The organism is Pseudomonas sp. CGJS7, from assembly GCF_036961695.1.
Genome location: NZ_JBAMDI010000025.1, coordinates 33,881 through 57,730 on the forward strand (window position 1 = coordinate 33,881; position 23,850 = coordinate 57,730).

General features: G+C 61.7%; 22 protein-coding genes. 7 read left to right on the forward strand and 15 right to left on the reverse strand.

Annotated features, from left to right (window positions below; translation table 11 throughout):
• Positions 1-58 precede the first annotated feature (58 nt).
• The 4 genes from V7787_RS17070 to V7787_RS17085 form a co-directional block, all read right to left on the reverse strand.
• Positions 59-433, reverse strand: coding sequence for a hypothetical protein (locus V7787_RS17070; protein WP_064493146.1), 375 nt, complete (start codon positions 431-433; stop codon positions 59-61).
• A 162-nt stretch (positions 434-595) separates the two neighbouring features.
• Positions 596-1,054 (reverse strand): phosphohistidine phosphatase SixA, encoded by a 459-nt coding sequence (sixA, locus tag V7787_RS17075; protein ID WP_019437943.1) that lies wholly within the window; start codon positions 1,052-1,054, stop codon positions 596-598.
• Positions 1,051-1,398, reverse strand: a complete 348-nt coding sequence (locus V7787_RS17080; RefSeq protein ID WP_003251499.1) for a DUF4389 domain-containing protein — start codon at positions 1,396-1,398, stop codon at positions 1,051-1,053. The genes sixA and V7787_RS17080 overlap by 4 nt, the downstream gene beginning before the upstream one ends.
• A 36-nt stretch (positions 1,399-1,434) precedes the next feature.
• Positions 1,435-2,460 (reverse strand): NAD(P)H-dependent glycerol-3-phosphate dehydrogenase, encoded by a 1,026-nt coding sequence (locus V7787_RS17085; protein WP_010954935.1) that lies wholly within the window; start codon positions 2,458-2,460, stop codon positions 1,435-1,437.
• A gap of 227 nt (positions 2,461-2,687) precedes the next feature.
• On the opposite strand from V7787_RS17085, the gene V7787_RS17090 reads away from it, so the two are divergent.
• The 5 genes from V7787_RS17090 (at position 2,688) to fabB (ending at position 9,575) form a co-directional block, all read left to right on the forward strand.
• Positions 2,688-4,802 carry a TonB-dependent receptor plug domain-containing protein gene (locus V7787_RS17090; protein ID WP_064493145.1) on the forward strand — a complete coding sequence of 705 codons (2,115 nt, stop codon included), beginning with the start codon at positions 2,688-2,690 and terminating at the stop codon, positions 4,800-4,802.
• Positions 4,802-5,692, forward strand: a complete 891-nt coding sequence (locus V7787_RS17095) for an ABC transporter substrate-binding protein (protein WP_020191659.1) — start codon at positions 4,802-4,804, stop codon at positions 5,690-5,692. The genes V7787_RS17090 and V7787_RS17095 overlap by 1 nt, the downstream gene beginning before the upstream one ends.
• Positions 5,689-7,620, forward strand: a complete 1,932-nt coding sequence (locus V7787_RS17100; protein ID WP_020191660.1) for an ATP-binding protein — start codon at positions 5,689-5,691, stop codon at positions 7,618-7,620. The genes V7787_RS17095 and V7787_RS17100 overlap by 4 nt, the downstream gene beginning before the upstream one ends.
• 207 nt (positions 7,621-7,827) lie before the next feature.
• Positions 7,828-8,343: a 3-hydroxyacyl-[acyl-carrier-protein] dehydratase FabA gene (fabA, locus tag V7787_RS17105; RefSeq protein ID WP_003251509.1), complete on the forward strand. Its 516-nt coding sequence runs from the start codon at positions 7,828-7,830 to the stop codon at positions 8,341-8,343.
• A gap of 11 nt (positions 8,344-8,354) precedes the next feature.
• The gene (fabB, locus tag V7787_RS17110) at positions 8,355-9,575 is read left to right on the forward strand and encodes a beta-ketoacyl-ACP synthase I (RefSeq protein WP_010954940.1); all 1,221 of its coding nucleotides are present in this window, start codon (positions 8,355-8,357) and stop codon (positions 9,573-9,575) included.
• A gap of 130 nt (positions 9,576-9,705) precedes the next feature.
• Here the strand turns inward: fabB and V7787_RS17115 are convergent, their stop codons facing one another.
• The gene (locus V7787_RS17115; RefSeq protein WP_336088751.1) at positions 9,706-10,713 is read right to left on the reverse strand and encodes an amidohydrolase family protein; all 1,008 of its coding nucleotides are present in this window, start codon (positions 10,711-10,713) and stop codon (positions 9,706-9,708) included.
• 117 nt (positions 10,714-10,830) lie between these two features.
• Between V7787_RS17115 and V7787_RS17120 the strand changes: the two genes are divergently transcribed.
• On the forward strand, positions 10,831-11,694 hold the full coding sequence (locus V7787_RS17120; RefSeq protein WP_064493142.1) for a pirin family protein: 864 nt from the start codon (positions 10,831-10,833) through the stop codon (positions 11,692-11,694).
• 243 nt (positions 11,695-11,937) lie between these two features.
• Here V7787_RS17120 and V7787_RS17125 read toward each other — a convergent pair whose 3' ends face one another.
• The 4 genes from V7787_RS17125 to V7787_RS17140 form a co-directional block, all read right to left on the reverse strand.
• The gene (locus tag V7787_RS17125; protein WP_010954943.1) at positions 11,938-12,663 is read right to left on the reverse strand and encodes a dienelactone hydrolase family protein; all 726 of its coding nucleotides are present in this window, start codon (positions 12,661-12,663) and stop codon (positions 11,938-11,940) included.
• A 63-nt stretch (positions 12,664-12,726) separates the two neighbouring features.
• Positions 12,727-14,631, reverse strand: coding sequence for a molecular chaperone HtpG (gene htpG / locus V7787_RS17130; protein ID WP_014590273.1), 1,905 nt, complete (start codon positions 14,629-14,631; stop codon positions 12,727-12,729).
• A gap of 69 nt (positions 14,632-14,700) precedes the next feature.
• Positions 14,701-15,183, reverse strand: a complete 483-nt coding sequence (locus tag V7787_RS17135) for a PaaI family thioesterase (RefSeq protein ID WP_003251519.1) — start codon at positions 15,181-15,183, stop codon at positions 14,701-14,703.
• The gene (locus tag V7787_RS17140) at positions 15,180-15,656 is read right to left on the reverse strand and encodes a PaaI family thioesterase (RefSeq protein ID WP_010954945.1); all 477 of its coding nucleotides are present in this window, start codon (positions 15,654-15,656) and stop codon (positions 15,180-15,182) included. Before V7787_RS17140 ends, V7787_RS17135 begins: the two co-directional genes overlap by 4 nt.
• 154 nt (positions 15,657-15,810) lie before the next feature.
• Here V7787_RS17140 and V7787_RS17145 point away from each other — a divergent pair, with 154 nt between their 5' ends.
• Positions 15,811-16,083: a hypothetical protein gene (locus tag V7787_RS17145; RefSeq protein WP_019437947.1), complete on the forward strand. Its 273-nt coding sequence runs from the start codon at positions 15,811-15,813 to the stop codon at positions 16,081-16,083.
• 67 nt (positions 16,084-16,150) lie between these two features.
• On the opposite strand, the gene V7787_RS17150 is transcribed toward V7787_RS17145, so the two are convergent.
• The 6 genes from V7787_RS17150 to odhB all read right to left on the reverse strand — a co-directional run bounded on the left by V7787_RS17150 (position 16,151) and on the right by odhB (position 23,828).
• A complete protein-coding gene (locus tag V7787_RS17150) occupies positions 16,151-16,900 on the reverse strand; it encodes a DUF599 domain-containing protein (protein WP_010954947.1) in 750 nt (249 codons plus the stop codon).
• Positions 16,901-17,135: 235 nt separating this feature from the next.
• Positions 17,136-18,449 (reverse strand): branched-chain amino acid transport system II carrier protein, encoded by a 1,314-nt coding sequence (brnQ, locus tag V7787_RS17155; RefSeq protein ID WP_010954948.1) that lies wholly within the window; start codon positions 18,447-18,449, stop codon positions 17,136-17,138.
• A 403-nt stretch (positions 18,450-18,852) separates the two neighbouring features.
• Complete coding sequence (sucD, locus tag V7787_RS17160) at positions 18,853-19,737, reverse strand: succinate--CoA ligase subunit alpha (RefSeq protein WP_003254203.1); 885 nt, start codon at positions 19,735-19,737, stop codon at positions 18,853-18,855.
• The gene (sucC, locus tag V7787_RS17165) at positions 19,737-20,903 is read right to left on the reverse strand and encodes an ADP-forming succinate--CoA ligase subunit beta (protein WP_003254205.1); all 1,167 of its coding nucleotides are present in this window, start codon (positions 20,901-20,903) and stop codon (positions 19,737-19,739) included. The genes sucD and sucC overlap by 1 nt, the downstream gene beginning before the upstream one ends.
• 171 nt (positions 20,904-21,074) lie before the next feature.
• A complete protein-coding gene (gene lpdA / locus V7787_RS17170; RefSeq protein ID WP_010954949.1) occupies positions 21,075-22,511 on the reverse strand; it encodes a dihydrolipoyl dehydrogenase in 1,437 nt (478 codons plus the stop codon).
• 93 nt (positions 22,512-22,604) lie between these two features.
• A complete protein-coding gene (odhB, locus tag V7787_RS17175) occupies positions 22,605-23,828 on the reverse strand; it encodes a 2-oxoglutarate dehydrogenase complex dihydrolipoyllysine-residue succinyltransferase (protein ID WP_064493140.1) in 1,224 nt (407 codons plus the stop codon).
• Positions 23,829-23,850: the final 22 nt, after the last annotated feature.

Sequence of the window (23,850 nt, forward strand, 5' to 3'; positions counted from 1 at the left end):
TCGGCATCGCGGGGCAGTTCGGCAATGTCCATAAAGGTCATCGGCGAGGGGGATCAGGTCATGCCGAGCGGTCGAAACTGCTCAGCGACCGACGCAGGCAGGCCTGCATGTAGGCCACTTGGCTCTCCAGCGCCTCGCGGGCCAGACGCTGGTCCTGGTAGTCCAGTTGCAGGCGGCGCAAGGCCAGACAACTGGTTTGCAGCAAGTGCGAGACCCGCAGGCAGGCATCCTGCAGCGTACGCAGGTCCTGCTCGCATTGTTGCCTCGCAGCAGGGTCCAGCCCGGGGTTGTCGGTCACCTTGCGCATCAGGTGGTAAAGCTTGGCATCGGCCGATTCACGCAGCAGGCTGTATTGGGCGAAATCCAGCGAAGTACCTTGGTCAACCTGTTCCAGGGTGGGTTGCAGGTCCAGGGAGCGCAACAGTTCCAGCATTTCACCCCTCATTCGCCGTTCCCTGATATTTGCCATGTGGCAACGCTAGCAAGCGGTGGTGAAGCGCGACAACTGACAAAAATGCCAGTTGCCTTATCGATCTTTACCCATGCCAGCATTCAGACGCGAGCGAAACAGTGGCCTGCACAAGCCATGGGAAGTTCAAGCGGGTGAGTGGATGGCCTGCAGCGTCATCAACCCGGCCAGCGGCCACTCACCTTCCAGCTCCGCCAGGCTGGCAGTGCTCATGGCTGCCGGCTGCTGCCTGTGGCCGTGCTCCAGCGCGCCGACCAAGGTACCTACCAGCGGCTGGTGGCTGACCAGCAGCACATGCTCGAGCCCCAGTCGCTCGATTTCGCCGATGACCTGCTGCACATCACCCTCGGGCGTCAGCCAGGGCACGGTGCGCACCGGTTCGGCGAAGCCCAGGGTGTCATGCACCAGCGCGGCGGTCTGCTGGGCGCGTACGTAAGGGCTGGCGACAATCGCCTGCAATGGCTGCCCGATCAGGTAAGCCGCACTGTGCAGCACCTGCTCGCGACCATGGGCAGTCAGCCGGCGCTCGGCATCGGTCTTGGCCCGCGGCTCAGCTTCACCGTGGCGCAGCACCCACAGCTTCACAGCTTGGGTTCCTCGTCACGCACCGGATGCGCGGCCGGTGCCACGGCGTGCGCTGCTTCACCTTCCGGCGCACGCGGGGCCGGCCAGTCTGCGAACGGCCACGGCTTCTGGTCGCTGTGGAAACTGCCGAAGCGGCCGATCTGTGCCAGGTACTGGCTCAGGCTGTCGCCGAAGTTCATCAGGCTGGCGCTGGGCGCGCCATACACCAGTCGGTAGATCAGCTGTACCAGCACCAGGCCACCCAACAGCAACTCGGCCAGTTGCCAGACCACCAGGAACACCAGCATCCACAGCACCCGCAGGATGATCGACTCGCGCTGGGCGCGTTCGGGCGTATCGTTCATGTGTTGCTCCTTGCTCGTGTCAGAGCCGCCAAGGGCTCAGTTGAAACCGCTGATGGAAATGAAATCGACATCGGTCTTGGGCTCGGCGCGCATCAGGTGCTCGATCACCTGGTTCAGCGTGCGCCCTTCGAACAGGATGGCATGCAGGCCAGCCACCAGCGGCATGTACACCTGTACTTGCTGGGCCTTGGTCTTGAGCACCTTGAGCGTGTTGACCCCCTCGGCCACTTCGCCCAGGCGGTTGACCGCCTCTTCCAGGCTTTGGCCCTGCCCCAGTGCGTAGCCAACCTGGTAGTTACGGCTCTTGGGCGAGGAGCAGGTGACGATCAGGTCACCGACACCGGCCAGGCCGAGGAACGTCATGGGGTTGGCGCCCTGGCTGACGGCGAAACGGGTCATCTCGGCCAAGGCCCGGGTAATCAGCATGCTCTTGGTGTTCTCGCCCATCCCCAAGGCCACCGCCATGCCGGCGATGATCGCGTAGACGTTCTTCAGTGCACCGCCCAGTTCGACGCCGAAACGGTCGGCACTGGCGTAGACGCGGAAGGTGCGCCCGTGCAGCACGGCCTGTACCTGCTGGCACAGGTCTTCGTGCTCACTGGCCACCACTGTGGCAGTCAGCGCATGTTCGGCGATTTCGCGCGCCAGGTTGGGCCCTGACAAAACGCCGATGCGCGCCTCGGGGGCGATCTCTTCGAGGATCTGGCTCATCAGCTTGAAGCTTTGCGCTTCGATGCCCTTGGTCAGGCTGACCAGGCCCTTGCCGCGCAGCAGCTCGGCATGCGGTGCCAGCACGCTGCGCAAGGCACTCGATGGCAAGGCAACGAAGATCAGCTCGCTGGCCTGCAGGGTGGCCAGCAAGTCGTTGACCGGCTCAACCCCATCGTGCAGGCGGATACCCTTGAGGTAGCGCGGATTCTCGCGATTCACACGCATGGCCTCGGCCTGCGCCGGGTCGCGCATCCATTGGCGCACCGGCACACCGTTTTCCGCCAGCAGGTTCGCCACGGCGGTGCCGAAGCTGCCGCCGCCCAGAACCGCAACAGGTTGCTGTTCAGTCATATCCAATCCATTAAAGCCAAAAGTTAAGTGGCGACCCCGCCATTATACGGCTCGCCTGCTACAGAACCAGTGTCTGGGCGTTTGCGGTATTTGCCATGGCATTTTCGGAGCCGTCGAGATCGAGCGCCGCCACGCGGTACTTTTCAAGACGTACGCCCGACACCCACTGGCAAAACCCCCACGGTCAGTTACCATGCCTGTTTCAATCCTGAAACAAAGGCCGCTCCGTGTTCCCTGGCACGCCCCCGTACCCGCGCCTGCTGTTATTGACCGCCCTGCTCGGCGGTCAGGCCGTGGCCGACGACCTGTTCATCGACAACACCGACCTGCCACAGGTTCTGACCGCCACACGCCTGAAACAATCCCCCGCCGCTGTCCCGGGCAGCATGACCGTACTCGACAGCGAACTGATTCGCGCCAGCGGTGCCCGTGACATCCCCGAACTGCTGCGCCTGGTACCGGGCATGATGATCGGCTACGGTGCCGGTAATCAACCCACGGTCAACTACCACGGCAGCAACGTCAACGACGCACGGCGCATGCAGGTATTGATCGATGGCCGCTCGGTATACCGCGCAGGCCTGGCCACGGTGGACTGGAGCGACATCCCCTTGGCCATGGAGGATATCGAGCGCATCGAGGTATTCCGCGGCCCGAATACCGTCAGCTATGGCGCCAACGCGCTGATGGCGGTGGTCAACATCCTCACCCGCAAACCCGCCGACAGCCATGGTACGCGGCTGAAAGTGACACGCGGCCAGGACGGTATCAACGACTTCTATGCCAGCCACGGCTTGGGTTGGGACGGTGGCGACATGCGCCTGTCGCTGTCGGGCCAACAGGACGACGGCTTCGATGAGAACCAGTTCGGCCAGGACTACCGCGACAGCCGCCGCCTGACCCGCTTCAACCTCAGCGCCAACCACAACCTGGCGGTCGACCAGACCCTGGAGTGGCAACTGGCGGCCAAGGAAGGCAGCAATCAGCGGCCCTACACCTACCAGCCGGTGTTCCAGCAGTACGAGTCCGGGAACAATGCCGACGTCAACGCCAAGGACTATGCGGGCTCGTTGCGCTGGACCAAGGACTTCAGCGCTGAACACAGCCTTTATATCCAGGGCTCAGCCCAGCATTTTGATCGCCAGCAAGTGTGGCGCGCCTGTGATGCCTTGCAGTCGTTCAGCCCCGAACTGACCCAGCTCTGGCAGATGAACCCCGACTTCGCCGAAAAAGTGGCGCGCGGCATTGCGACTGGCGCCCCCCTTTCCACTGACGACCCTGCCCTGAAAGGGCTTCTGCAGAAAGTGCAGCAACAATGGGATGAGGGTGGAAAGCAGCAGGTCTGCGGCGATGTCGATCAGAGCACCCGTGAAACCCGCTACGACCTGGAAATCCAGGACACCCTGAGCCTGACCGACAGCCTGCGTCTGCTCAGTGGCATGAACTACCGCTATGATCGCGCCGACTCGCAGACCTACTTCAACGGCAGCATCGACGACCAGACATGGCGCCTGTTCGGCCAGCTGGAATGGCGGGCCGACGAGCACTGGATACTGCAAGGTGGGGCCATGTTCGAAGACTCGCGCCTGTCTGGCAGTTCGCTGACCCCGCGCGTGGCGGTCAACTACCTGATCACCCCGCGCCACGGCCTGCGTGCGGTGTACTCCGAAGCGGTGCGCTCGCCCGACATGTTCGAGAACAACGTCAACTGGAGTTACACGGTCAAGAACCTCACCCCCAATTCATTCGGCCTGCAAAACGGTGAGTACTTCGTCAAGACCCGTGGCCCTGGCGACCTTGAACAGGAGCGCATGCGCTCGCGCGAGCTAGGCTACAACGGCTACTTCAGCGACCTCGACCTGAGCCTGGATGTGAAGCTGTTCTATGACGAGATCACCGGCATGATCAGCGAGCCTCTGAGGAACAACCAGTACATCGCCAGCAACGCCAACAAGGCCCGTTTCAGCGGCAGCGAGGCGCAAATGGACTGGCGCCCCACCCTGCGCGACCGCCTGCGCCTGACCTATGCCTACGTCGATGCCTGGGCCAGCAACCCCGACGACCGTCGCCTCAGCGCCCGTAACAGCGGCTCGGCCGGGTGGATGCGCGAATGGGGTGCCGGCTGGTCGAGCGCGCTGTTCTACTACGGCGACGATGCCCTCAACCAGTACCGCTACGAGCGTCTGGACCTGCGCCTGGCCAAGCGTTTTCGGGTGTATGGCAGCAACCTGGAGCTGGCGGCGCTGTGGCAGCAGCGCCTGGACGATGAACCCACCTCGGCCCTGCAGAACCGCTACGACAGCCGTCACCGCCTGAGCGTGAGCGCGGAGCTGGAGTTCTGATGGCCCTGCTGCTGCGCCTGTTGCTGCTCTGCCTGTGGCCGTTGGGGCCTTTGTCCGCCAGCGAAGTCCTGCTGGTTGGGGCTGAGGACCAGCCCGGTGTCCGCAGCTTCATCGCCGCACTGGAAAGCCGCCGGCCGCACGATCATGTGCAGTTTCAAACCACCGCCAACCTGCCGCGCCCAGGCAAGCTCAAAGCCGACCAACGCCTGATCCTGCTCGACAACGCAGCACTGGAATGGCGCCTGGGGGAAACCGCCGGCCCGCCGGCGCTGGTCATGCGGGTCAGCCGGGTACAGGCTGAACAGCGCCTGGGAAAGTCGCGCCCCGCGTTCCTCACACTGCTGTGGAGCGACGCACCGCTGGGACGGCAACTGCGCCTGGCACGTTACCTGTTGCCGCAGGCCAGGCGCATTGGCGTGCTGTACGGCGAGCACAGCAGCTTTCTGCTGGACGAACTGCGCCATGCTGCACGGCCGCTAGGCCTGGAGATCGTGGCCCAGGACTGGTCCGACCCGCGTGACAACAGGCCCCTGCAGCACCTGCTGGGCAACAGCGATGTGCTCCTGGGCCTGGACGACCCTGACTTGTACAACTCCAAGACTGCAAAGAACCTGCTGTTGAGCAGTTATGGCCGGCAGATGGCACTGATCGGCCCAAACGCCGGCTTCGTTCGCGCCGGCGCCCTGGCCAGTACCTACAGCGACCAGGACGACTGGCTGTGGGTGCTCGACCAGTTGCTCGACCAGCCGCCGACGCGCTGGCCGCGAAGCCTGTACCCGGTGCGTTACGGCGTCAGTGGCAACCAGCAGGTGGCCCGTGCCCTGGGTCTTGAACCAATCGATCAGAACGCCGCCGTCAAGGCCCTGGCCGAGGGAGAACCCACCCAATGAGCAAACGCTTGAGCTGGGACATTCATACCCGCACGCAGATCATCAGTCTCGGCCCCGCGCTGCTACTGACCTTGCTCTTGATCAGCTTCTTTACCTTCGTACGCATCCAGGACCTGCGCCAGGAACTCAACCACACCGGGCAACTGATCGCCAACCAGTTGGCACCGGCGTCGGAATATGGGGTGATTTCGGGCAACAACGAAGTGCTTGAAGGGCTGATGCGTGCCACCCTCAGCATCCCGCACGTGCGCTTTCTGGAAGTGCAGGACAGCCGCAACCACATCCTGGTGTACGTCGAGCAGTCCGATGAAAGTGCCAACCGCGCGCAACAGGTCGAGGTGTTCCAGGCGCCCATTCGCCTGCAGCAAATCCGCCTGGACAACGACTTCCTGCAACAGGGCAAAGCCACCACCCCGGCCATCGGTGACGACTACCTGGGCCGCGTGATCGTCGGCATGTCCGATGACGCCTTCAGTCAGCGCCAGCAGGAAATCGTGATCAAGGCCGGGATCCTGGCGTTGTTCGCCCTGCTGTTCACCTTCTTGCTGGCACGCCGCCTGGCCCTGAGCCTGGCCAAGCCGATCAGCGACATGGGCCACGCGGTCAAGGCGATTCAGCAAGGCGAGTACAACACCCCCTTGCCGGTCGTCGACGACAGCGAGCTGGGCCACTTGGCCCGCCACATCAATAACCTGGCCAGCGCCCTGGAGCAGGCCAGCGATGAACAGAAGCAGGCCATCGCCGAACTGATCCAGGCCCGCGAGGAGGCCGAACAGGCCAACCGTGCCAAATCGGATTTCCTGGCGATGATGAGCCATGAGTTGCGCACCCCGATGAATGGCGTGCTGGGCATGCTGCAACTGCTGGAAACCACACCGCTAAGCAGTGAACAGGCCGATTACACGGCAGTGGCCAGCGAGTCCACCGGGCATTTGCTCAAGGTCATCAACGACATCCTCGATTTCTCGCGCATCGAACGCGCCGCGCTGCAGCTGGAGCACATCGACTTCAACCTGGGCGAGCTGATCACCAACAGTGTCCAGTCGTTCCAGCACAGCGCCCAGCAACGCGGCCTGGGCCTGCACCTGCAACTGCCGGCCGGCATCGAGCAACTGCAGGTGAACGGCGACCCCACGCGCATCCGCCAGATCCTGCTGAACCTGATAGGCAACGCCCTGAAGTTCACCGAACGCGGCCAGGTGCAAGTCGACGCACGCTGGCAGGTACTCGACCGGCAGTTGATCTGGCTGACCTGCAGCGTGCGCGACACCGGCATCGGCATCGACAGCGACCGCCTGGAAATGATGTTCGTCGCCTTCCAGCAGGCCGACAGCTCGATTTCCCGTCGTTATGGCGGCACCGGGCTGGGGCTGTCGATCGCTCGTACCCTGGCCGAGCGCATGGGCGGCAAGCTACGCGGTGAAAGCCGTGAGGGCCTGGGTTCGACCTTCACCCTGGAGATGCCGTTGGCCCTTGCCAACCCTGCCCCCGTCCCGTTGACGCCGCCAACGACTGTACGAACGACGGTGCCGGACAATGATCAGGTACTGCTGGTGGAGGACAATCCGGTCAACCGGAGCGTCGTGGAAGCCATGCTGCGCAGCCTGGGGCTGGCAGTATGCACGGCAGAAGATGGCCTTGAAGCCGTCGAGCTGGTCGGCCGGCAGCGCTTTGCTGCCGTGCTGATGGATTGCCGCCTACCTCACCTGGACGGCTATGAAGCCACCCGACGCATCCGCCAGTTGCCCAACGGCGCCGGGCTACCGATCATCGCCCTGACCGCCAACGCGTTGCAGGGCGACCGTGAACGTTGCATGGCCGCCGGTATGGACGATTACCTGAGCAAACCCTTGCGCCGCACCGAATTGCAGCAGGTGCTGCAGCGCTGGTTACCCGGTCAGACAACCGCGACTGGCGATAAATGCTAAAGTGCGGCAGTCTTAAACACTGGACAGGACCTTCATCGGACCTGAAAATAGACGTTTCAGTGCACACCTGTACTTCTTTCACCAGGTGCGCTGTGACTTTCACCACAACGCAATAGTCTACCTGTAGGCTGCCGTCTCGAAGCGCTTGGTTTTCGGGCCGGCCGGGAAGATTCATCCCCTGCCGCAGGGGGTTATTGAGGAGCTCGCATGACCAAACAACACGCCTTTACTCGGGAAGACCTGCTGCGCTGCAGTCGCGGTGAGCTGTTCGGCCCAGGTAATGCGCAACTGCCCGCGCCGAACATGCTGATGGTCGATCGCATCACCCATATCAGCGAAGAAGGCGGCAAGTACGGCAAAGGTGAATTGGTCGCCGAGCTGGATATCAACCCGGACCTGTGGTTCTTCGCCTGCCATTTCGAAGGCGATCCGGTAATGCCGGGCTGCCTGGGCCTCGACGCCATGTGGCAGCTGGTTGGCTTCTTCCTCGGCTGGCAGGGCCTGCCGGGCCGTGGCCGCGCCCTGGGTTCGGGCGAGGTGAAATTCTTTGGCCAGGTACTGCCTGAAGCCAAGAAAGTCACGTACAACATTCACATCAAGCGCGTCCTGAAGGGCAAGCTGAACATGGCCATCGCCGATGGCTCGGTCAGCGTCGACGGCCGCGAGATCTACACTGCCGAAGGCCTGCGGGTCGGCGTGTTCACCTCCACTGACAATTTCTAAGGGTTATTCGCATGCGCCGCGTCGTTATCACTGGTCTGGGCATCGTATCGTGCCTGGGCAATGACAAAGCTACCGTCACCGAAAACCTGCGCAACAGCCGTCCGGGTATCCGTTTCAACCCGGAATACAAGGAAATGGGGCTGCGTAGCCAGGTTTCCGGGTCCATCGACCTCAACCTCGAAGAACTGATCGACCGCAAGGTTTACCGCTTCGTCGGCCATGCGGCTGCCTACGCCTACCTGGCCATGCAGGACGCGATCAAGGACGCTGGCCTGACCGAAGAGCAGGTTTCCAACCCGCGTACCGGCCTGGTGGCGGGTTCCGGCGGCGCCTCGACCCTGAACCAGATGGAAGCGCTGGACACCCTGCGTGAGAAAGGCGTCAAGCGCGTCGGCCCATACCGCGTTACCCGCACCATGGGCAGCACCGTTTCGGCATGCCTGGCCACCCCGTTCAAGATCAAGGGCATCAACTACTCGATCTCGTCGGCCTGCGCCACCTCGGCTCACTGCATCGGTACCGCACTGGAGCAGATCCAGTGGGGCAAGCAGGACATCGTCTTCGCCGGTGGCGGTGAAGAAGAGCACTGGAGCCAGTCGTTCCTGTTCGATGCCATGGGCGCCCTGTCGACCAAGCGCAACGAAACCCCGGAACTGGCCTCGCGCGCCTACGACGCTGACCGTGATGGTTTCGTCATCGCTGGCGGTGGCGGCATGGTCGTGGTCGAGGAACTGGAACACGCCCTGGCCCGCGGCGCCAAGATCTACGCCGAAATCGTTGGCTACGGTGCCACTTCCGACGGCTACGACATGGTTGCACCGAGCGGCGAAGGCGCCATCCGCTGCATGCAGCAGGCGCTCTCCACTGTCGACACCCCGATCGACTACCTGAATACCCACGGTACCTCGACTCCGGTCGGTGACGTGGCCGAGATCAAGGGCGTGCGTGCCGTGTTCGGCGACAAGGCTCCGAAGATCAGCTCCACCAAGAGCCTGTCGGGTCACTCGCTGGGCGCTGCCGGCGTGCACGAGGCGATCTACTGCCTGCTGATGATGGAAAACAACTTCATCGCCGGCTCTGCCAACATCGACGAGCTGGACGCGGAAGTCGCCGACTTGCCAATCCTGCGTAAAACCGAAGAAAACGCCAAGATCGACACGGTCATGAGCAACAGCTTCGGCTTCGGCGGCACCAACGCCACCCTGGTGCTCAAGCGCTGGGAAGGCAAGTAAGACGCTGCTGCTGTAAATGAAAACGCCCCGACTGGTTCGGGGCGTTTTTGTTTGGGTTGCCTGTGCTGGCCTCTTCGCGGGTAAACCCGCTCCTACACAGGTCATTTGCAGTGCTTGTGGCCATTGCAGGCTAATGGCGCGCCTTGGGCAACACCGCCAGAAAGTTCTCCCGGGCCACCTTGTGCGCCACCGACTCCGGCAAGGCATCCAGAAACGGCTTGAACCCGTGCATCTGCTCCCCCAGGCTGCCAAACCGCCCCACCACATCCGACCCCAGCATGAACCGCTCCGGGTACTTCTCGACCAGCGCCAGCCATTCCTTGCGCGGCGCGCCCTGCTCATCCAGCAAATACGGCTGCAGCACACTCCACGACAAATCGACATACAGGTTCGGGTAGTCCTCCAGCAATCGCGTCAGCACCGGCAGTAGAAAGTCCATCTGCGTCTGGTGGCGATGTATCTCCATGCTGCTGCCCGCATGCGCCCAGATGAATCGCGTATGCGGGTGATTGCGCAGCGGCTCTTCGATCTCCGCCAGGTACAGCGGGTTGCGCTCGCGCTTGGAGGTGATGTTGGAATGCAGCAGAACGGGCAGGTCGCGCTCGGCCGCCAGGTGGTAGATACGCGTCATGGCCTCATTATTGGCACGTGGCGTGTCGCCACTGGTCAGCGCTGTCAGGTCATCATGTCGGGTGAACACCTCGCCGATGCCCTGCCAAAGGCCCGGGTACAAATCGAGCATGCGCTCGATATGGCTGACCGCATTCTTGTCCACCGGGTTGAAACCGCTGAGGAACGGGTGGAAGCGCTTGCGCTGCTCACTTGGCAATTGCTGCAGCGCCGCCGCCACGTAAGTATCAGTGGCGCTGTACCAGTAGGCATCAGCGTCATCACCGGCGTAGTAGCGCGGGCGCTTGGGTTCGTCTTCGTGCCATTTCTTGGCCACCGGTATGCCTGAAATCATCGACTGCTCAACCCCTGCGGCATCCATGGCCTTGATCAGCGCCGGCATGCCTTCACTTTCCTGGAAGAAGTCCACGTAGTGCAGGTGGGCATCACTGTAGCGGTACTCGCGCGCCTGGGCCCCCTGGCACAGCCAGCCGAACAACAGCACACAAGCCAGCGCTCTGGCGGTCATGGTCATCCTCCTCTTGCAAGTACGAACCCAGTAGACCAGGCGGCCGCCAAGACGGTTCAGCCACGGCGGGCAAACCGCTATGCTTGAGGCACTTCCACCGTGCCTGGAGCCTTCCCCATGAGCAGCCCACTGGTCATCCACCCCCGAGCCGAGACGGTCGAGGGCCAGCCGATCCTGCGCCCGCTGCCGTCAGCCCAGTGCCGCAGCGTCGGCCCGTTCGTGTTCTTCGACCACATGCTCGAAACAGACTATGCCCCGGGGCATGGCATGGATATCCGCCAGCATCCGCATATCGGCTTGTCGACCCTGACCTACCTGTTCGAAGGCGCAATCCTGCACAAGGACAGCCTCGGCTCGGCGCAGCGGGTGCTGCCCGGTGATGTCAGCTGGATGACTGCGGGCAGCGGCGTCGCCCATGTCGAGCGCACCCCGGAAGATGCCCTGGCCCATGGCTCGCGCCTGCATGGGCTGCAGGTATGGCTGGCATCGCCACGCGAGTTTGAGCAAGGCCCGGCAAGCTACAGCCATCACCCCGCCGCGAGCTTGCCCGTCAGTGACAGCCTGGGTGTGCGTATCTGCATGATTGCTGGCAGCGGGTTCTGCCTGGTGTCGCCGGTGCCGGTGCTGTCCCCTACCCTTTATGCGCATGTACGGATGCAACCGGCAACCACCTTGCTGGTACCGAATGAGCATGTGCAGCGGGCGCTGTACCTGCTCGATGGTGAGCTGACGATGAACGATGAAGACGTGGAACCGTGCAGCCTGGTGGTACTGCCCGAGGGGGAAGAGGTGACGTTGTATGCGGAGGGTGAATGCCAATTGGTACTGATTGGCGGCGCACCGCTGGATGGGCCGCGTCGGATGAACTGGAATTTCGTGGCCAGCGACCCGGAGCTGATCGAGCGGGCTCGGGCCAGGTGGGCTGCGGGGGATTGGCCGGTGGTGCCGGGGGAACATTCGAGGATCGAGTTACCTCGGTGATCGGGGGTGGACACAGGTCGACGGTTGGGCGCAGCCCGTCGTGTAGGAGCGGGTTTACCCGCGAAGAGGCCGGACCTGCCGGCCAATTTCCACCCGCCGTTCACCGTTGACGCCGCTACCGTATTCGCGGGTAAACCCGCTCCTACGCCTGATCGGGGGTGAACGCACATTGGTGATTGGGCGCAGGCCGTCGCGTAGGAGCGGGTTCACCCGCGAAGGGCTGCAAAGCAGCCCCCTGCAATCTCAACGCTGGAACACTTCACTCAGCAGATTATGCATCGAACGGAACGCTCGCTCGGAAGTGCGTCGGTCATACTGCATCTTGCCCGGCATATTGGCATTCGGGTCGGTAAACGAGTGCACCGCGCCGCCATAACTGAGCAACTGCCAGTCCACCTTGGCTGCGTTCATCTCGTCTTCGAATGCCGGCAGCTGCTCTTTAGGCACCAATGGATCAGAGGCACCATGCAACACCAGCACCGAGCCCTTGATGCGCTTGGCATCTTCAGGATTCGGCGTGTCCAGGGTGCCGTGGAACGATACGGCCGCACGCAGGTCAGCGCCGCTACGGGCCAGTTCCAAGGCACAGCAGCCACCGAAGCAGAAGCCGAAGGTGGCCACCTTGCCAGGCTCCAGCAACGCCTTCGACTGCCCCAGCAATTGCGCCAAGGCCTCCTGCATGCGCTTGCGCAGTTCGCCACGGTCATTCTTCAGCGGCATCATCGCCACGCCTGCCTCATCGGCATTGGACGGGCGCACCGATTGCCCGTACAGGTCGGCGATCAGCACCACATAGCCCTTCTCGGCCACTTCCTTGGCAATGCGCTCAGCACCTTCACCAATGCCCATCCAGTTCGGCGCCATCACCAGCCCTGGGCGGCCCAGCGCACCCGGCTCATAGACCAAACGGCTTTCGTAGGTCTTGCCAGACAGGTGATAAACCAGCGATTCGACGATTACTTTGCTCATCAAGCACTCCTTTGGCACTCGTCATAAAAAAGCCCGCCGAAGCGGGCTTTGCTGTGCATCAACTCAAGCAGACAGCTCGACCAGTAGCTTGTTCAGGCGACGAACGTAAGCCGCCGGGTCCTTCAGGCTGTCACCAGCCGCCAGGGCCGCCTGATCGAACAGGATGTGCGACAGCTCGGCGAAACGGTCTTCGCTCTGCTCGTGATCCAGCTTCTCGATCAGCGGGTGGCTCGGGTTGAACTCGAAGATCGGCTTGGACTCCGGCACTTTCTGCCCGCTGGCTTCCAGGATCTGGCGCATCTGCAGGCCCAGGTCCTGCTCGCCAATGGCCAGGATCGCCGGCGAGTCGGTCAGGCGGTGCGAGACGCGCACTTCGGCCACGCTGTCACCCAGCGCACCTTTCAGTCGCTCGACCAGACCTTCCTTGTCCTTGGCGACTTCTTCCTGAGCTTTCTTGTCTTCTTCCGAATCCAGCTTGCCCAGGTCCAGGTCGCCACGGGCAATATCGACAAAGGCCTTGCCGTCGAATTCGTTGAGGTAGCTCATCAGCCACTCGTCGATGCGATCAGTGAGCAGCAGCACTTCGATGCCTTTCTTGCGGAAGACTTCCAGGTGCGGGCTGTTCTTGACCTGCGCGTACGACTCGCCGGTGAGGTAATAGATCTTGTCCTGACCTTCCTTGGCGCGGGCCAGGTAGTCGGCCAGGGCGACGCTCTGCTCGCCGCTGTCGTCCTGGGTGGACGCAAAGCGCAGCAGACCGGCGATTTTCTCCTTGTTGGCGAAGTCTTCGGCCGGGCCTTCTTTCAGCACCTGACCGAAGTTTTTCCAGAAGCCCTTGTATTTCTCGGGTTCGTTCTTCGCCAGCTTCTCCAGCATGTCCAGCACGCGCTTGGTCAGCGCGGTCTTCATCGAATCGATGATCGGGTCTTTCTGCAGGATTTCACGCGACACGTTCAGCGACAGGTCGTTGGAATCGACCACACCCTTGATGAAGCGCAGGTACAGCGGCAGGAACGACTCGGCCTGGTCCATGATGAACACACGCTGCACGTACAGCTTCAGGCCGCGTGGCGCTTCGCGCTGGTACAGGTCGAACGGCGCACGGGCCGGCACGTACAGCAGCGAGTTGTATTCGAGCTTGCCTTCGACCTTGTTGTGGCTCCAGGCCAGCGGGTTTTCGAAGTCATGGCCGATGTGCTTGTAGAACTCCTGGTACTCCTCGTCCTTCACCTCGGTGCGCGAACGGGTCCACAGGGCGCTGGCGCGGTTGACGGTTTCCCACTCTTCGGCCGGCTGCTCTTCACCTTCGGCGGCGGCCTGCTCTTTCGGCAGTTGAATCGGCAGGGCGATGTGGTCGGAGTACTTCTTGACCACGTTGCGCAGGCGCCAGCCATCGGCGAACTCCTGCTCGTCCTTCTTCAGGTGCAGGACGATACGGGTACCGCGCTGTGGTTTGTCGATGGTGGCGACTTCGAACTCGCCCTCGCCTTTCGACGACCAGTGCACACCTTCGGCCGCTGGCTGGCCCGCACGGCGGCTGTACACGTCGACCTTGTCGGCAACGATGAACGCGGAGTAGAAGCCCACGCCGAACTGACCGATCAGGTGCGAGTCCTTCTTCTGGTCACCGGTGAGGTTTTTCATGAAGTCGGCAGTGCCGGACTTGGCGATGGTGCCCAGGTGGGCAATGACGTCTTCGCGGCTCATGCCGATGCCGTTGTCCTCGAGGGTCACGGTACCGGCGTCCTTGTCGAAGCTCAGGCGAATCTTCAGGTCAGCATCGCCCTCGAACAGCTCTGGCTTGGCCAGGGCTTCGAAACGCAGCTTGTCGGCGGCGTCGGAAGCGTTGGAAATCAGCTCCCGCAGGAAGATTTCCTTGTTCGAGTACAGCGAGTGAATCATGAGGTGCAGCAGTTGCTTCACCTCGGTCTGGAAGCCCAGCGTTTCCTTTTGTGTTTCCACAGTCATGGTCTTCGAAACTCCGATCTGATGGCGTTGGCGCCTGGCGGCCGGTTCGGCCAGCGTTAACGGCGGATGTCATGCAGATGGGGGCTGCCCGGATGATTTCAAGGGCTTTTCCGGTTCGATCTTGAAATGCGCACGGGCCGTAGCAATCGGCGACTGCCTGTCGCCCTGCCAGGCGGTGATGGCCACGTTGGTCACCCGCCGGCCCTGGCGCCACAGCTGGCACTGGGCGTAGGTATCGCGAAAATGGCCGGCGCGCAGGTAGTCGATGGAAAAGTCGATGATCTTCGGAATGCTTGCGCTCTCGCTGTAGATCAGCAGGTACAGCGCTGCCGACAGCTCCATGAAGCCGGCGATCACGCCGCCATGAATAGCCGGTAGCAGTGGGTTGCCGATATTGTCCGGGCTGGCCGGCAGGCGGAACAACACGTCATCGCCCTGACGCTCGCATTCGATGCCGATCAGCCCGGCATAGGGAATCAGTGCCAGCAACGGTCGATAGTCGCCCACCGCATGGGCGGCGTTGAGCTGTTGGCGTACCGCGTGCGGAATCATGCCTTGCCCTCCTTCAGACTGTCGCCGAAACGGATGCCGCCCTTGATGTCCTGGCCCAGGCGCATGAACGTGCCCACCACCTGGCAGATGGGCTGGTCGGGGTCGTCCTGGTAGGCGGTGCCACGGGTGAAGATCACGTCGCGGGTAACACGGTAGCACTGGGCGTGGCCGTAGATGTCCTTGCCGGCCTCAGCCGGGTGCATGTAGTCGATGCGCAGGTCCAACGTCGGGCACACTTCGAAGCGCGGCAGCACACACAATGTGGCCATGCCACAGGTAGTGTCCATCAGCGTGGTCAGCGCACCGCCGTGCACGGCACCGGTTTGCGGGTTGCCGACAATCGCCGGCGACCACGGCAGGACCAGGGTCATGCCATCGCCATCAGCCTGCGCCACGCGCATCTGCAACAACTGACAATGTTTTAACGCCGAGAGAAAGCGCTCGGCCATTGCCATCAAGGTTGAATCGCTCATCGGCTGTTCCCATCGGCCGCAGGGCAGCGGCATAAATTCGTTAAAAAGTCCATGTAGAACGGGACGTTATATATCTGTAATCTTCGTTGAACTTATTCCGCGTAGTTGTACTCGAAGGAACAAGTCACTTATTCCACCAAGGAGAAACACCCCCATGCGTAAACCTTTTGCTTTTGCTCTGATGCTGGCCGCTGCCATGGGCCTGGCTGCTTGCGATAAAGCGAGCGAAGACAAAGCCCAGGACGCACAGCAACACGCCGAGCAAGCCCAGGAAAAAATGGGTGAAGCTCAGGATAAGATGAACGAAGCCGCCGAGGAAAACGCCGAAGCTGCCAAAGATCAGGCCGAAGCCGAGCAGAAGGCTGCCGAAGAAGCCGCTCCGGCTACTCCGGCTCCTACTACACCGGCAGAACCTGCCAAGCAGTAATTGGCTAAAACAAAAAAACCCGACGATGTCGGGTTTTTTTGTGCCTGCGAACTTTCGATTAATCGTTTCAGTTGGAAACAACCGAGCTTTCCTTGGCCGGCTCCGACAGTACACTTTCGGTCGGTGTGAACACCATCACATCGAGTACATCCGAATGGAACTCTCGACGGTACAGAATCAGCACTACTCCCACACTCATCGCCATGAACAACCATGGGCTGATAAACCAGCTCAACATGGCCATGCCGAAGTAATACGAACGCAGCCCCAGGTTGAACTGGTTAGCCGCCAACGACAATACCCGCGCCGCGCGGGAGGCGAATGCCTTGCGCTCCAGCTCATTGACCAGCCGTTCGCCGATCATCGGCGCCGAGCCCACCAGCACGGCGGCAAAGTTGTATTGGCGCATGCACCAGCTGAACGTGAAGAAGGCATAGACAAATACCATGGCCAGGCACAGCAGCTTGATCTCCGACATGCCCTGGGATGTTTGCTGAACCAGCGGCAGGTCGGCCAGCAACGACAGTGCCCGGTCGGAGGCACCGAGCACGGTGAGGATGCCAGCCAGAATGATCAGGGTGCTGGAGGCGAAGAACGAAGCGTTGCGCTCCAGGTTACCGATCACGCTGGCATCGGCGATGCGGTTGTCGCGCAGCAGCATGCGGCGCATCCAGTCTTCGCGGTACAAGTGCAGCACGCTGGCCAGGCACGCGGTGTCGCGCCCCTTCCAGATCGCATAGCGGGTATAGCCACCCCAGCACAGGGCGAACCAGGCGATGGCCAGCAGGTTGTTGAGGTTGCTTTGGATGAAGTTCATGCAGGGTTACCGAAAGGGCCATGTGCCTAAAGGATAGGGACCGGATTTCGACGCTGGCAAGCGGCAAAAGGCACACCTGCACACTGAAAAATGCATTACCTGTTGCGAAGAGGCCGAAACCGGCAAACAGCAAAAAGCCCCGCATCCTTTCGGATACGGGGCTCTCTTGTTTTCACCCTTGGCGGGCACCCTTCGGCTTGTGGCCGGTGCCGCCCTCAGGCTTCAACTTGTTCAGTCAGGCCAGCGCCTCGCGCGGCTTGCCGAGCATGCGGTCGCAGGCCACGGCACCCACCAGGGTCACCACCGAAGGTACCAGCCAGGCCATGCCGGCATCACTCAATGGCAGGTGCGCCATGAAGTCTGGCAACACGTGGGCAAGGCTGCTGCCCTTGATCGCATCGACCATGCCGAACAGCAGCGAGACCAGCATCACGGGCGCCAGGATGCGCGTTGGCGAGTTCCACAGGTCTTTCACGAAGCTCAGGCCAACCACCACGATGCACGGCGGATAGATGGCGGTGAGCACCGGGATCGAGAACATGATCAGCTTGGTCAGGCCAAGGTTGGAAATCAGCAGCGAGAAGCCGGCAAGGATCACCACCAGCGCGCGGTACGACAGCGGCAGGATCTGGCTGAAGTACTCGGCGCAGGCACAGGTCAGGCCAACCGCGGTCACCAGGCAGGCCAGCGCGATCAGCACGGCGAGGAAGCCGCTGCCCAGGGAGCCGAAGGTGTGCTGTACGTAGGCATGCAGCACCGCCGCACCGTTGGTGGCGTCAGCCGCGATGTCGTGGCTGGTGGCACCCAGGCGGAACAGGCTGATGTAGACCAGGGCCAGCCCGACACCGGCGATCAGGCCGGCGATGATGGCGTAGCGGGTAATCAGCCTCGGCGACTCGACACCGCGCGAGCGAATGGCATTGACAATGACGATACCGAACACCAGGGCACCCAGGGTATCCATGGTCAGGTAGCCATCGGAGAAGCCCTTGGAGAACGCAGCGGCGGCATAGGCAGGCTGTGCGTCACCAATGCTACCGGCGGGCAGCGCGAAGGCAGCGATGCCCAGTACTGCCAGGGCAATGATCTTCAACGGTGCCAGGAAGCGGCCCACGGTGTCGAGCAACTTGCCAGGGTACATGGACACGGCCAGCACGACGATGAAGTACACCAGGCTGTAGATGAACAGCGCCAGCGGGCTTTCACCGGTCAGCGGTGCAACGCCCACTTCGAACGACACGGTGGCCGTACGCGGGGTGGCGAACAATGGGCCGACCGACAGGTAGCACACGGCTGCCAGCAGGCCGCCGAAGAACTTGCCGATCGGGCTGCTCAGTGCATCCATGCCGCCACCGACCTTGGCCAGAGCGACCACCGTGATGACCGGCAGGCCCACGGCAGTGACCAGGAAGCCCAAGGCCGCCATCCATACGTGCGGGCCAGACTGCAGGCCGACGATAGGCGGGAAGATGATATTGCCTGCACCCACGAAAAGCGCAAACGTCATAAAGCCAAGCGCCAGGATATCCTGGCCTTTGAGAACTTTCATTTAAGGTAGTACCACACTGCTGAAATCGGGATTCGAGAGGGGATTTCCCTTTGGGTAAGGGGAAATGCTGCCCGGCTTGATAGGCCAGACCCGTTTAGCGTGTCGTTCCCTTTTGGGGTACGGGCACAGAGTGAACGCGTAATGTAACTGGTTTGTCAGTCAAACGCACTGGCACAGTGCTGCTTGTCCGATGTGCGTACATGTTTGTCGTCTGTGTGACCGAGGACGGCAGGTATTATCCTCGGATTGAAACATTCGTCTGCGTGAAAATTCCTATCAAACCTATCGAAGAATCTCTATTGCCAGCACCGGCCTCTTCGCGGGTAAACCCGCTCCTGCGAACCCCACATACGACAAAGGCCACCCGAAGGTGGCCTCTGTGCGCGTGGGGGGTGTAGCAGTATTACTTCTTGGCTTCCCAGCCAGTCAGCTCGGCCAGGGCCTTGCCGATGTCAGCCAGGGAACGCACGGTTTTCACACCCGCGTCCTGCAGGGCGGCGAACTTCTCGTCCGCAGTGCCCTTGCCGCCGGAGATGATGGCGCCAGCGTGGCCCATGCGCTTGCCCGCAGGTGCAGTAACACCGGCGATGTAGGAAACGACAGGCTTGGTGACGTGGGCCTTGATGTAGGCCGCAGCTTCTTCTTCAGCCGAACCGCCGATCTCACCGATCATGACGATCGCTTCAGTCTTCGGGTCTTCCTGGAACAGCTTCAGGATGTCGATGAAGTTGGAGCCCGGGATCGGGTCACCGCCGATGCCGACGCAGGTCGACTGGCCGAAGCCGGCGTCGGTGGTCTGCTTCACAGCTTCGTAGGTCAGGGTGCCGGAACGCGAAACGATACCGACCTTGCCTGGCAAGTGGATGTGGCCTGGCATGATGCCGATCTTGCACTCGCCCGGGGTGATGACACCTGGGCAGTTAGGGCCGATCAGGGTCACGCCCAGCTCGTCGCACTTGACCTTGGCATCCAGCATGTCCAGGGTAGGAATGCCTTCGGTGATGCAGACGATCAGCTTGATGCCGCCAAAGGCAGCTTCCAGGATCGAGTCTTTGCAGAACGGAGCCGGTACGTAGATGACCGAAGCGTCAGCGCCGGTCGCTTCCACGGCTTCCTTGACGGTGTTGAACACCGGCAGGCCCAGGTGGGTGGTGCCACCCTTGCCTGGGGTTACGCCGCCGACCATCTTGGTGCCGTAGGCAATGGCCTGTTCGGAGTGGAAAGTACCCTGCGAGCCGGTGAAGCCCTGGCAGATGACTTTGGTATCTTTATTGATCAGGACGCTCATTACTTGCCCTCCGCAGCTTTGACAACTTGTTGAGCAGCGTCGGTCAGGCTGGTTGCCGCAATGATGTTCAAACCGCTTTCTGCCAGTACTTTAGCGCCCAGTTCGGCGTTGTTGCCTTCGAGGCGAACGACGACCGGAACTTTAACGCCGACTTCTTTCACTGCACCGATGATGCCTTCGGCAATCATGTCGCAGCGAACGATGCCGCCGAAGATGTTGACCAGAACGGCCGCGACATTGCTGTCGGACAGAATGATCTTGAACGCTTCGGTAACGCGCTCTTTGGTAGCACCACCGCCAACGTCGAGGAAGTTGGCCGGCTTGCCGCCGTGCAGGTTGACGATGTCCATGGTACCCATGGCCAGGCCGGCACCGTTGACCATGCAGCCGATGTTGCCTTCAAGGGCAACGTAGTTCAGTTCGAACTTGGCAGCGTGGGCTTCACGGGCGTCGTCCTGCGACGGGTCGTGGAAGGTTTTCAGCTTCGGCTGACGGTACATGGCGTTGGCGTCGATGTTGATCTTGGCATCGAGGCAGTGCAGGTCGCCATCGGCCTTGATCACCAGCGGGTTCACTTCCAGCAGCGCCAGGTCATGATCCTTGAACAGCTTGGCCAGACCAACGAAGATCTTGGCGAACTGTTGAACTTGCTTGCCTTCAAGGCCCAGCTGGAAAGCCAGCTCGCGACCCTGGAACGGCTGAGCGCCAACCAGTGGGTCGATGGTGGCCTTGAGGATTTTCTCAGGCGTTTCGTGAGCGACTTTCTCGATGTCCACGCCACCTTCGGTGGAAGCCATGAACACGATACGGCGGCTCGAACGATCGACTACAGCGCCCAGGTACAGCTCTTTGGCGATGTCAGTGCAGGATTCGACCAGAATCTTGGAGACGGGTTGACCGTTGGCATCGGTCTGGTAGGTAACCAGATTCTTGCCCAACCACTGTGCAGCGAACGCCTTGGCGTCTTCCTTGCTGCGAACCAGCTTTACGCCGCCCGCTTTACCGCGACCACCCGCGTGAACCTGGGCTTTTACAACCCACTCGTTCCCGCCGATCTTGTCGCAGGCTTCTGCAGCTTGCTCAGGGGTGTCGACTGCGAAACCCTTGGAAACTGGCAGGCCGTACTCAGCGAACAGCTGCTTACCCTGATACTCGTGAAGATTCATGCTTTTTACCGTCTTCGTTAGGTACTGCGCTTCGGCGCTGCGCCATCAGTGGCGCCGCACCACCTGTGACCGTTGACCCCGGGTTTCCCGTGTGATCCGGTCCGGCGGACTTTCCGCGGTGAGTCATGCACGCAAGACTCACGACGGGCAGCCCGCCGTGGTTTCTTATAATTAACGCTTCTTACGGTTGGCCACGTGAATGGCGCCGCCATTCACCGCCAGCGCTGCTTCATGCAACGCTTCGGACAGGGTTGGATGGCTGAAGACCATCATGCCCAGATCCTCGGCACTGGTGCCGAATTCCATTGCGATTGCGCCCTGCTGCACCAGTTCGGCAGCCGATGGGCCAATCACGTGAACACCCAGAACGCGGTCGGTCTTGGCATCGGCGATGACCTTGACGAAACCACCGGTGTCGTTGGCAGCCATCGCACGGCCGCTGGCCGCGAACGGGAAGGTGCCCACGTTAACCTCAACGCCCTCGGCCTTCAAGGCCTGTTCGGTCTTGCCGACCCACGCGATTTCCGGGTGGGTGTAGATGACCGACGGGATCAGGTCGTAGTTCATCTGGGCCTTGTGGCCCTTGATGCGCTCGACGACCATGATGCCCTCTTCCGAAGCCTTGTGGGCCAGCATCATACCGCGTACCACGTCACCGATGGCGTACACGCCCGGAACGCTGGTGGCGCAGTAATCGTCGACGAAGATGTAGCCACGCTCGTCGATGGTCACGCCGCTGTCGGAAGCCAGCAGATCGGTGGTCACCGGGCGACGACCGACTGCAACAATCAGCTTGTCGAAGGTGATCTTCTGCTCGCCTTCGGCGTTGGTGTAGGTCACTTCGACTTCATTGCCGTTGACTTTCGAGCCGGTGACGCGAGCGCCCAGCTTGATGTCCAGGCCTTGCTTGGTCAGGGTCTTCTGGGCTTCTTTCGACACGGCGGTGTCGGCAGCCATCAGGAAGGTGTCCAGGGCTTCCAGGACGGTCACTTCAGCACCCAGGCGAGCCCATACCGAGCCCAGCTCCAGGCCGATCACGCCTGCACCGATAACGCCCAGGCGCTTCGGTACGGCCTGGAATTCCAGGGCGCCGGTGGAGTCGACGATGACATTCTGGTCGACCGGGGCCGGCGGAATGTCGATCGGGCGCGAGCCGGAAGCCAGGATCACGTTCTCGGCTTCGATGACTTCGGTGGTGCCGTCAGCCTTGGTGACTTCGACCTTCTTGCCGGCCAGCAGCTTGCCGTGGCCCTGGATCGAAGTGACGCCGTTGGCCTTGAACAGGGTGGCAACGCCACCGGTCAGGTTCTTGACGATGCCGGCCTTGCGGCCAACCATCGCGGCGACGTCCATCTTCACTTCGCCAGTGGAGATACCGTGGACGTTGAAGCTCTCTTTGGCTTCCTTGTACTTCCAGGAGCTGTCCAGCAGCGCCTTGGAAGGAATGCAACCTACGTTCAGGCAGGTGCCGCCCAGGGCCAGTTTGCCCTCGGCGTCGGTGTACTTCTCGATACAGGCAGTCTTCAGACCAAGTTGGGCAGCCTTGATGGCAGCCACATAGCCGCCTGGGCCTGCACCGATTACCACTACGTCGAATTTCTGGGTCATAAAAGATTCCTTATCAGCTACAAGCTACAAGCCGCGAACCGCGCGGCCTGGCTTCTTGCGAAGCCAGGCCCGGCACGGTACGCAGCCAGAGGGTTAGATGTCCAGCAGCAGGCGGGACGGATCTTCCAGCAGGTTCTTGATAGTGACCAGGAAGGTTACCGCTTCCTTGCCGTCGATCAGGCGGTGATCGTACGACAGCGCCAGGTACATCATCGGGCGAATCACGACCTGGCCATTGATGGCCATCGGGCGCTGGATGATGTTGTGCATGCCGAGAATGGCGGCCTGCGGCGGGTTGACGATCGGGGTCGACATCATCGAACCGAAGGTGCCACCGTTGGTGATGGTGAAGGTGCCACCGGTCATCTCTTCGATGGACAGTTTGCCGTCACGGGCCTTCTTGCCGAAGGTAGCGATGCCGTTCTCGATTTCAGCCAGGCTCATCGACTCGGCGTTACGCAGCACCGGCACCACCAGGCCACGGTCGCTGGACACGGCAACACCGACGTCGGCGAAGCCGTGGTAGACGATGTCGTTGCCGTCGATCGAGGCGTTGACAGCCGGGAAGCGTTTCAGCGCTTCGGTAGCAGCCTTGACGAAGAACGACATGAAGCCCAGGCGCACGCCATTGTGGGTCTTCTCGAACAGGTCCTTGTACTTCGAACGCAGGGCCATGACTTCGGTCATGTCCACTTCGTTGAAGGTGGTCAGCATCGCCATGTTCGACTGGGCTTCGACCAGGCGCTCGGCGATCTTGGCACGCAGGCGGGTCATCGGCACGCGCTTCTCGGTACGGTCGCCAGCGGCGACGACAACCGGGGCAGCGGCAGCAGCGGCAGGCTTGGCAGCCGGTGCAGCGGCAGGTGCCGACTTCTTCTTGGCAACAGCAGCAACCACGTCTTCCTTGGTGACGCGACCGCCTTTACCGGTACCTGCAACGGTAGCCAGGTCGATGCCGTTTTCTTCAGCCAGCTTGCGCGCAGCCGGGGCAGCGATCGGGTCATCTTCGCCAGCATCAGCGCTGGCAGCAGCCGGAGCAGCTGCAGGTGCGGCTGCCGCGGCAGGCGCAGCGGCAGCACCGCCCTCAACGATCGAACCCAGCAATTCGTCGGACAGGACGGTGTCGCCCTCGCCCTTGACGATGTCGCCGAGCACGCCATCGGCAGTAGCCAGTACTTCCAGGACAACCTTGTCAGTCTCGATGTCGACGATCAGCTCGTCACGCTTGACGGCTTCGCCCGGCTTCTTGTGCCAGGTGGCAACGGTGCCATCGGCAACCGATTCCGGGAAGGTTGGGGCTTTGATCTCGATAGCCATTATCTGTGTTTCCTTAAATTCG